The 8338-nt window shown below is 61.5% G+C and carries 10 protein-coding genes; 9 read left to right on the top strand and 1 reads right to left on the bottom strand.

Annotated elements, in window-relative coordinates; translation table 11 throughout:
- From ispD to rpoS, 8 genes are all read left to right on the top strand, one after another.
- Nucleotides 1–647, top strand: a 647-nt coding sequence (gene ispD / locus L972_RS15810) for a 2-C-methyl-D-erythritol 4-phosphate cytidylyltransferase (RefSeq protein WP_047439437.1), incomplete at its 5' end; no start/stop codon positions are given.
- A gap of 146 nt (nucleotides 648–793) precedes the next feature.
- The gene (ispF, locus tag L972_RS15805; RefSeq protein ID WP_005335518.1) at nucleotides 794–1270 is read left to right on the top strand and encodes a 2-C-methyl-D-erythritol 2,4-cyclodiphosphate synthase; all 477 of its coding nucleotides are present in this window, start codon (nucleotides 794–796) and stop codon (nucleotides 1268–1270) included.
- Nucleotides 1270–2328, top strand: a complete 1059-nt coding sequence (truD, locus tag L972_RS15800; protein ID WP_005354508.1) for a tRNA pseudouridine(13) synthase TruD — start codon at nucleotides 1270–1272, stop codon at nucleotides 2326–2328. Before ispF ends, truD begins: the two co-directional genes overlap by 1 nt.
- Nucleotides 2309–3070: a 5'/3'-nucleotidase SurE gene (gene surE, locus L972_RS15795; RefSeq protein WP_047439436.1), complete on the top strand. Its 762-nt coding sequence runs from the start codon at nucleotides 2309–2311 to the stop codon at nucleotides 3068–3070. Before truD ends, surE begins: the two co-directional genes overlap by 20 nt.
- A 7-nt stretch (nucleotides 3071–3077) precedes the next feature.
- Nucleotides 3078–3695, top strand: a complete 618-nt coding sequence (locus L972_RS15790; protein WP_005335507.1) for a protein-L-isoaspartate(D-aspartate) O-methyltransferase — start codon at nucleotides 3078–3080, stop codon at nucleotides 3693–3695.
- Nucleotides 3692–4273 carry a YqaA family protein gene (locus L972_RS15785; protein WP_047439434.1) on the top strand — a complete coding sequence of 194 codons (582 nt, stop codon included), beginning with the start codon at nucleotides 3692–3694 and terminating at the stop codon, nucleotides 4271–4273. Before L972_RS15790 ends, L972_RS15785 begins: the two co-directional genes overlap by 4 nt.
- 9 nt (nucleotides 4274–4282) lie before the next feature.
- Nucleotides 4283–5353, top strand: a complete 1071-nt coding sequence (locus tag L972_RS15780) for a LysM peptidoglycan-binding domain-containing protein (RefSeq protein ID WP_047439431.1) — start codon at nucleotides 4283–4285, stop codon at nucleotides 5351–5353.
- Between the two features lie 45 nt (nucleotides 5354–5398).
- Nucleotides 5399–6382 (top strand): RNA polymerase sigma factor RpoS, encoded by a 984-nt coding sequence (gene rpoS, locus L972_RS15775; RefSeq protein ID WP_005335504.1) that lies wholly within the window; start codon nucleotides 5399–5401, stop codon nucleotides 6380–6382.
- Between the two features lie 113 nt (nucleotides 6383–6495).
- On the opposite strand, the gene L972_RS15770 is transcribed toward rpoS, so the two are convergent.
- Nucleotides 6496–7533, bottom strand: coding sequence for an alkene reductase (locus tag L972_RS15770; RefSeq protein ID WP_047439429.1), 1038 nt, complete (start codon nucleotides 7531–7533; stop codon nucleotides 6496–6498).
- Nucleotides 7534–7732: 199 nt separating this feature from the next.
- On the opposite strand from L972_RS15770, the gene L972_RS15765 reads away from it, so the two are divergent.
- On the top strand, nucleotides 7733–8299 hold the full coding sequence (locus L972_RS15765) for a TetR/AcrR family transcriptional regulator (RefSeq protein ID WP_047439427.1): 567 nt from the start codon (nucleotides 7733–7735) through the stop codon (nucleotides 8297–8299).
- Nucleotides 8300–8338 lie beyond the last annotated feature (39 nt).

Raw genomic sequence — 8338 nt, 5'->3', positions numbered from 1 at the left:
CCGCCGGTATCGGCAGCCGAATGGGGGCCGATTGCCCCAAGCAGTACCTGCAACTGGCGGGTAAAACCATTCTCGAACATACCCTGGAGCGGCTGCTCTCCCACCCAGCCATCGCCCAGGTGATCGTGGCGCTGGCGCCTCATGACCGCTGGTTCCAGGCCCTGCCCGTGGCGGCCGACCCGCGGATTGTGCGGGTCGAGGGAGGCGCCGAGCGCGCCTTTTCCGTCCTCAATGGTCTCCATGTGGCGCAAGGGGAGTGGGTGCTGGTGCACGATGCGGCCCGCCCCTGCCTGACTCACGGCGATCTCGATGCGCTGATTGCCGCGGCCATGAACTGCGGCGGTGCCATTCTCGGCAGTCGGGTGCGCGATACCATGAAACGCTCCGATGGGGAGGGCAATATCATCGCTACCGTCGAGCGCGAGCAGCTCTGGCATGCCCTGACGCCGCAGATGTTCCCGACCCGTACCCTGAAACGGGCGTTGGAAGAGGGACTGATGCTGGGCGCCACCATCACCGACGAGGCCTCCGCCATGGAGCGGGCCGGATTCACGGTGCGCATGGTGGAGGGGCGCGCCGACAATATCAAAGTGACCCGGCCGGAAGACTTGTCGCTGGCGGGGCTGTTTTTAAGCCAGCAGGCATAAGCCCCTCAGTCAGAACAGACAGCTCAGAGCAGAGCGTCTCGAACAAACAGGCCCGAACAAGGAGTTAGCATGAGCCGGATTGGACATGGTGTGGACGTACACAAAATTGATGGGGTTGGTTTCAGCATGTTGGGAGGTTGCCGCTGATGATGCGCATTGGTCATGGTTTTGATGTCCATAAATTTGGTGGTGTTGGCCCCTGCATGCTGGGTGGCGTGCCGGTTCCCTACGAGCAGGGGCTGGTTGCCCACTCTGACGGCGATGTGGTGCTGCACGCGGTGAGCGATGCCCTGCTGGGGGCCATCGGCGCCGGTGACATCGGTCGCCACTTCCCCGATACCGCTGCCGAGTTCAAGGGGATCGACAGTCGCATTCTGCTGCGTGATGTCTTTGCCCGGGTACAGAAGGCGGGGTATGCCATCGGCAATCTGGATGTGACCATCATCGCCCAGGCCCCCAAAATGGCACCCCATATCGACGCCATGTGCGCCGTGCTGGCCGCCGATCTGCAATGTGATTTGAACCGGGTGAACGTCAAGGCGACCACCACCGAACAGCTTGGGTTTACGGGGCGCAAGGAAGGGATCGCCACCGAAGCCGTCGTCCTACTGGTGAAACAATAATGCTGGAACAACTTGCCTATCTGCACGGGGCGCCCACTGCCCGCGGTATCCTCAAGGCCGAGGCCGCCGACTTCGTGGTCAATGAAGATCTCGGGTTTGAGCCTTGCGGTGAAGGGGAGCACATCTTCGTCCGTGTGCGCAAAACCGGCGAGAACACCGCCTGGGTGGCGGGTCTGCTGGCCGATGCGGCCGGGGTCAACCGCAATGCGGTGACCTGGGCGGGCCTGAAAGATCGCCACGCGGTGACCGAGCAGTGGTTCGGCATTCACCTGCCGGGCAAGGCCGAACCGGACTTGTCGGTTATCGAGAGCGACAGCATCCAGATCCTGCAAGCCAGGCGTCACAACCGCAAATTGCGGGTTGGCTACCTCAAGGGCAACCACTTCACCCTGCGTCTCACCGGTCTGGAACAGGCCGACGGGCTGGAAGCGCGCCTGCAGGCCATCGCCACTCAGGGCGTGCCCAATTACTATGGTGAGCAGCGTTTTGGCCGCGATGGCAACAACCTGGAAGCGGCCAAGGCGATGTTTGCCGGCAAGCGGATCAAGGATCGCAACAAGCGTTCCCTCTACCTCTCTGCCGCCCGCAGCATGCTGTTCAACGCCATTGTCAGCGCCCGTATCGAACAGGGGCTGGCTCATCAGCTGCTGGCCGGTGATTGCGTGATGCTCAAGGGCAGCCACTCCATCTTCAGCGAAGAGAGCGTGACCCCCGAGCTGGAAGCGCGTCTTGCCTCCGGCGACGTGCAACTTACCGCCCCCCAGTGGGGCCGTGGCCGCCTGGCCAGTCAGGGCGCCGCTGCCGAGTTCGAACAGGGCGTGCTGGCTCCTTACAGCGATTGGTGTGACGGGCTGGAGAAAGCCGGGCTGGATCAGGATCGCCGCCCCCTGCTGCTCAAGCCGGAGCAGATGAGCTGGCAGCTGGACGGCGAGGCGCTGACCCTCTCCTTCTTCCTGCCGGCGGGCGCGTTTGCCACCAGCGTGGTGCGCGAGTTAATGCAGGCCGAAGAGGCCGATCACGGTTTCAGGAATCAGACCGATGCGAATTCTGGTCAGTAATGATGATGGTGTGTATGCCGAGGGCATTCGAGCCCTCAGCGAGGCGCTGCGTGCCTGCGGCGAGGTCATTGTGGTGGCACCGGATCGCAACCGCAGCGGCGCGAGTCACTCCCTGACGCTGGAAGTACCGCTGCGGGTTACCCGCATTGCAGAAAACGGCTTTAATGGGTGCGAGAGCTATGCGGTGAAGGGGACGCCGACCGACTGCGTGCATCTGGCGGTCAACGAGCTGGTGCGCCCTGAACCCGACATGGTGGTGGCCGGCATCAACCACGGCGCCAACCTGGGGGATGATGTCATCTACTCGGGCACGGTCGCCGCGGCCACCGAGGGGCGCCATCTTGGCTACCCCTCCATCGCCATCTCGCTGGTGGGCAAGACCCACTTCGCCACGGCGGCCCACTATGCGGCCCTGCTGGTGAAGGGGTTGATGAAACACCCCCTGCCTGCCGATCAGATCCTCAACGTCAACGTGCCGGACTTGCCTCTCGAGCAGATCAAGGGGATCAAGACCACCCGCCTTGGCAACCGCCACCGGGCGGAGTCGGTGATCTGCACCGAGGATCCCCGTGGTCAGCCCATCTACTGGATCGGCCCCCCCGGTAGCCAGCAGGATGCCGGTGAAGGCACCGATTTTGCCGCCATCGAGCAGGGCTATGTCTCGATTACCCCCCTGACCATCGATATGACTGCCTATGACAGTCTCGCCGGTCTGGGGGCCTGGTTAGATCTGCAGGGATGAGGGTGGTGTGATAGTACAGCGCCTGTTAAATCAGCTCATTGCGCAGGATATTCGCGATTTTCGCGTGCTGGCGACCATCGCGAAAGTGCCGCGCCAGCTGTTCGTGGACGAGGCCATGGCGCACAAGGCGTGGGACAACACAGCCCTGCCCATTGGCCACGGCCAGACCATTTCGCAGCCCTATATGGTGGCGCGAATGACCGAGTTGCTGATGCAAAACAATCCGGCCCATGTGCTGGAGATTGGCACTGGCTCGGGCTATCAGACGGCGATCCTCGCCCATCTGGTGGAGCATGTTTATACCGTGGAGCGGATCAAGTCGCTGCAGTTCCAGGCCCGGCGCCGACTGCGCCAGCTCGATCTGCACAATGTCTCGGCCAAGCACGGCAACGGCTGGCTGGGGTGGCCCAACAAGGGGCCTTATGACGCCATTCTGGTGACGGCCGCGGCGAGCGAGATCCCGACGGCGCTCACCGATCAGCTGGCCGAAGGGGGCCGACTGGTGTTGCCCGTGGGTGACAGCCAGCAGACCCTGCAACTGATCGAACGATCCGGATCCCAGCTGACCAGCCGTATTCTGGAGCCGGTACGTTTTGTTCCCCTGATTGACGGAGATGTTGAGTGAAGTTGTTTTCCCGTTTGTACGTACTGGTGATGCAGTGGGCCCGCCACAAGCATGCCCCCTGGTATCTCTCCATCACCGCTTTCATCGAGTCGGTGTTCTGGCCGATCCCGGTGGACGTGATGCTGGCACCGATGGCGCTCGCTAAGCCAAACAAGGCGTGGCACTACGCCACGCTGGCCACCCTCTTCTCTGTGCTGGGCGCCCTGTTTGGCTATGCCCTTGGCTATGCGCTGTGGGATCCGGTCGTGCTGCCACTGGTGGAGTCTGTGGGCTATCAGGACAAGATCGAGATTGCTCGCAACTGGTTTGAGCAGTGGGGGATCTGGGTCATTTTCATTGCCAGCTTCACCCCTATCCCCTACAAGGTGTTTACCGTGACGGCAGGGTTGTTGCAAATGGCTCTGCTGCCCTTCATCATCACCTCCCTCATCGGTCGTGGCATGCGCTTTTTCCTGGTTGCGGGCCTGATGCGCTGGGGTGGCGAGAAGATGGAACGCAAACTGATGCACTACGTAGATGTGCTCGGTTGGCTCTGTATTGGTCTGGCCGTGGTGGCCTATTTCTGGTTTAGTCGTTAAGGATCCATTATGCGTTCGCGTATTTGGCAAGGAAGCAGTGTCGTGGTGTTGTCATGGCTGCTGCTTGCCTGCTCCTCCAGTAAAAATGCAGCTCCGGTAGATGGTGTTGATGAGGGGCAGTTTGTCTCGACCATTCCGGCTCGCCAAAGCGGTGCCCAGGTCAGCGCCCCCATTCAGGGCGGCAGCTATGTGGTGAAGCGGGGCGATACCCTTTACTCCATCGCCTTCAACTCCGGCAACGATGTGCCGTCGCTGGCCAGCCTCAACAACATCAGCCCGCCCTACAACATCTATCCGGGGCAGCGACTGCGGCTCGATGGTTCCAGCGCCAGTGTTGGCAGCAGCCGCAGTGCCGGTACCTATGAGGTGCGCCGCGGCGATACCCTGAGCAGCATCGGCCGCCAGTTCGGCATGACACCGCAGGCGCTGGCCCAGAGCAACAACCTGAGCGCCCCCTATGCGCTGCAACCCGGTCAGGTGCTCAATGTCCAGACCGCAGGCGGCGGTTCGACCCAGATGGTGGCTGCGACTCGTCCGGCAACCGTGACGCCGGTGGCCGTGAGCCGTCCGAGCAGCGGTCCACGTCCGTTGGCCGAGCCGAGTGGATCTGGTCAGACCACGCCGTTCATCTCTCAGAAATCCGTTGCTCCGGCAGCACCGAAGGAATACGCTCAGGTCAAAGAACAAAAAACAAACAGCTCCCAGTCGAGACTTGCTTGGCACTGGCCCGCAAAAGGCCGGATTGTCGAGGGGTTCTCTGTTGCAGAACAGGGTAACAAGGGGATCGACATAGCCGGCCAGAAGGGGCAACCCGTCTACGCCGCCAGCAGCGGTAAAGTGGTATACGCTGGCAGTGCTTTAAGGGGGTACGGCAAGCTGATTATCCTCAAGCATGATGATGACTATCTCTCCGCTTACGCACACAACGACGAGTTGCGGGTGAAGGAAGGGGACAGCGTCAAGGGGGGCTCGGTCATTGCCAACATGGGTAGCACGGACGCGCCGGATGTGCGATTGCATTTCGAGATCCGGTACAGAGGCAAGTCGATCAATCCGATGAGCTATTTGCCAAAGCGTTAACCCCAGAGAGACCGTCTTACTCTGGTAACGTCAGGGAGACACACCATGAGCCAAGAACAACTGGTAATGCAGGATGCAGAGTTAGAGTTTGACGCTGAACCCGAATCTCACGAGGTAGAAGAGTTGCAGGAGGTAGCCGCCGAGGCGGACGAGACTATCTCCGATGAGTTGCTGGCACCTGAGCTGAACAAGGTGATGGATGCCACGCAACTCTATCTGGGGGAGATAGGTTTCTCCCCGCTGCTCACTGCCGAAGAGGAAGTCTACTACGCCCGTCGTGCCTTGCGAGGTGACAAAGCCGCCCGCAAGCGCATGATCGAGTCCAACCTGCGACTGGTGGTGAAAATCGCCCGTCGTTACAACAACCGCGGCTTGGTGCTGCTGGATCTTATCGAAGAGGGCAACCTCGGCCTTATCCGTGCGGTCGAGAAGTTCGACCCCGAGCGCGGCTTCCGTTTCTCTACCTATGCCACCTGGTGGATCCGCCAGACCATCGAGCGGGCCATCATGAACCAGACCCGCACCATCCGTCTGCCCATTCATGTGGTCAAAGAGTTAAACGTTTACCTGCGCACCGCTCGCGAACTCTCTCACCGTCTCGATCATGAACCGACCGCCGAGGATATCGCCTTCGCGCTGGATCGTTCGGTGGACGATGTGAATCGCATGCTCAAGCTCAACGAGAAGATCACCTCGGTGGACACCCCCATCGGTGGCGATCGCGACAAGGCATTGCTGGATGTGCTTTCAGATGAACGCGGCATGGGGCCTGAGCTGGAGTCTCAGGAAGATGATATGCGCAGCAGCATTGTCCACTGGCTGGAGGAGCTCAACCCCAAACAGCGGGAGGTGCTGGCTCGCCGGTTCGGTCTGCTGGGGTACGAGCCTGCCACCCTTGAGGATGTGGGGGCCGAGATTGGCCTGACCCGCGAGCGGGTACGCCAGATCCAGGTCGAGGGGCTGCGCCGTCTGCGGGAGATCCTGCTGAGCCAGGGGCTCTCCATCGAGGCGCTATTTCGTACCAATTAAGCATCCGCACCAATTAAGTCTGCACCAGCTGATCAGCGCATCAGCCAGATAACACGAGGGGAGCAACAGCTCCCCTCGTTTTTATTGCCTGTCGTCTGGCGATACCGATGCGGTTAGACCAGCTCGGCCAGCATGGTGTCGGCGTAGGGCACCAGCGCTTCGCCCTTCTTCACCTTGGTGAGGTAGTCCGGGTTGGCGATAAGCGGACGGCCGATGGCCACCAGATCGAAGCGGTTGGCCTCGATGGCTGCTGCGGCGCGCTCGGCGTCGTAGTTGCCCACGCCGACCAGATTGCCCTTGTAGTGGGCGCGCAGATAGTCGGAGGCGCGGCCACCCAGATAATCGAAGGTGAGGTTGTCATCGAAGATGCCGAGGTGGATATAGGCCAGCGGGCGATCGTTGAGCTTGCCCAGCAGATAGTCGAACACGGCGCGATCTTCCGGGCTGCCCGCCAGATGGACATAGGCTCCCGGGGAGAGACGAATACCAACCCGGTCACCGCCGATGCGGGCGCTGATGGCATCGACCACTTCCAGCGCGAAGCGGCTCATCTTTTCCGGGCTGCCACCGTAGTTGTCGCTGCGCAGGTTGGTGGAGTGGTGCAGGAACTGGTCGATCAGGTAGCCGTTGGCACCGTGGATCTCCACCCCGTCAAAGCCCGCCTCGATGGCGTTGGCTGCGGCTTGGGCGTAATCCAGCACCAGCTGGGCGATTTCGGCCTCGGTCAGGGCGCGCGGCACCTGATAGGTCAGCTCGCGCATGCGGGGCACAGTGCCCTCGTGCGCCACGGCAGAGGGGGCCAACACTTCAGCCTGATGGAAGAAGGGGTGGGAGAGGCGGCCGACGTGCCACAGTTGGGCGAAGATCTTGCCGCCCTTGGCGTGTACGGCGTTGGTGACTTTCTTCCAGCCATCGATCTGCGCCTGGGTGAAGAGGCCCGGGGTATTGGGGTAGCCCTGCGCGTCGGGGCGGATGATGACGGCTTCGGAAACAATCAGGCCGATGTCGGCGCGGCGGCCGTAATAGGCAGCCATCTGCTCGGTCGGCACCAGACCGGGGCCTGCCATGCAGCGGGTGAGCGGGGCCATCATGAAACGGTTGGCCAGGGTCAGAGTGTCATTGAGTCGATACGGCTGAAACAGGGTATTCATGATAGGTTGTCCTGAACGGGTTATTCTTGAACGTGCATTCAAGACGTTTTTTGCGTCGGGCGCAAGCTTTTTTTGAATGCGCGTTCAAGAAGGTTGGCCCGAGCGGGCGGCTGGGGTAAACTTGCCGCCCTTTCCAGCCACTCTTTATCGGCGGGCCCTGTTGCCCCTTGCCGGTGAACCATTTCCCACGGGAGGAACCATGCGCATAGCCGAGTTTGATCGGGACGAGGTACTGCGAAATGCCATGGAAGCGTTTCGCGCCAAGGGATATGCCAAGACCACCATGCAGGAGCTGGTGGCTGCCACCGGCCTCCATCCGGGCAGCATCTACGGCGCCTTTGGCAACAAGCGCGGCCTGCTGCTGGCCGCGGTGGATCACTATGTCGAGGGTAAACGCACCCTGCGCCGCTTCCTGCTCGACAACCCGAGCCCGCTGGCGGGCCTTGCGGCCTATCTCGACCGGATCGTGGGGGAGGCGCTCTGCGGCTCCTGTCTGGTGACTCGCACCATGATGGAGCTGAGCGAGCAGGATGAGGAGCTGACCCAGCGGGTCAAGGGGATCTATGGCGAGCTGGAGCAGGATCTGGCCGAGTTGCTGACGCAGGCGCAGGCCAAGGGTGAACTGGCCCCGGATAGCAATATCCACACCCTCACCGCCCTGCTGCTGATCAACTTGCAAGGGCTGGTCACCTTTGCCCAGTGCCGCCCCGATCGCCCCCTGCTCGACGACGTGGTTGCCCAGCTGATGCGGGCCCTGCGGGCGTAAAAATAGGCTCTGTCCCAATTACGTGTTGAAAGGCTAATC

The organism is Aeromonas sp. ZOR0001, from assembly GCF_000801015.1.
Taxonomy (GTDB): domain Bacteria; phylum Pseudomonadota; class Gammaproteobacteria; order Enterobacterales; family Aeromonadaceae; genus Aeromonas; species Aeromonas veronii.
The sequence above is the reverse complement of the archived record's forward strand: the minus strand, read 5'-3'. Positions and strand labels throughout refer to the sequence as shown.

Coding starts and splice junctions, on each gene's coding strand:
- rpoS (WP_005335504.1), top strand. CDS start 5,399: ATGAGCCAAGAACAACTGGTAATGCAGGATGCAGAGTTAGAGTTTGAC.
- L972_RS15780 (WP_047439431.1), top strand. CDS start 4,283: ATGCGTTCGCGTATTTGGCAAGGAAGCAGTGTCGTGGTGTTGTCATGG.
- L972_RS15770 (WP_047439429.1), bottom strand. CDS start 7,533: ATGAATACCCTGTTTCAGCCGTATCGACTCAATGACACTCTGACCCTG.
- ispF (WP_005335518.1), top strand. CDS start 794: ATGATGCGCATTGGTCATGGTTTTGATGTCCATAAATTTGGTGGTGTT.
- truD (WP_005354508.1), top strand. CDS start 1,270: ATGCTGGAACAACTTGCCTATCTGCACGGGGCGCCCACTGCCCGCGGT.
- L972_RS15765 (WP_047439427.1), top strand. CDS start 7,733: ATGCGCATAGCCGAGTTTGATCGGGACGAGGTACTGCGAAATGCCATG.
- surE (WP_047439436.1), top strand. CDS start 2,309: ATGCGAATTCTGGTCAGTAATGATGATGGTGTGTATGCCGAGGGCATT.